Genomic DNA, 356 nt, shown 5'->3' with positions numbered 1-356 from the left:
GGTTGAAGGAGCGCCGAGTGATCCCGAACTCGGACTCCCAAGAATTCATGTCGCACTCCAACGGGCTGCAGACACTGCGTTTTGGTCCATTCTAGCCAACAGGTGATCCCTCTTGTCGATGAAACCCCTCGTGATCGAGAACGATGTCATCTCCGACCTCGCGTTGGACGTCACCCAGGCGGTGCTCGCAAGGAGCGAGGAGGCTCAGGCGATCATGGAGGACCCGTCCGGCCCGATCGATCTGGCGCGGGCCTTGGCGGACTTTTTCCCGATCGCCGGGGCCTTGGAAAGTGGAGCGACGCTCCTGGATCAGGAACAGCTGCAGGAGTTCTGCGACTACGGGCTGAATTTGCTTG

General features: G+C 60.1%; 1 protein-coding gene. It reads left to right on the top strand.

The window, feature by feature from the left end; genetic code table 11:
• Positions 1-130 precede the first annotated feature (130 nt).
• On the top strand, positions 131-356 hold a 226-nt coding region (locus GPT33_RS15690), incomplete at its 3' end, for a hypothetical protein (protein ID WP_296810666.1).

Origin of the sequence: Thiocapsa sp. (assembly GCF_011390875.1) — a bacterium.
GTDB lineage: Bacteria > Pseudomonadota > Gammaproteobacteria > Chromatiales > Chromatiaceae > Thiocapsa.
This window is presented reverse-complemented; position numbering and strand designations above follow the sequence as displayed.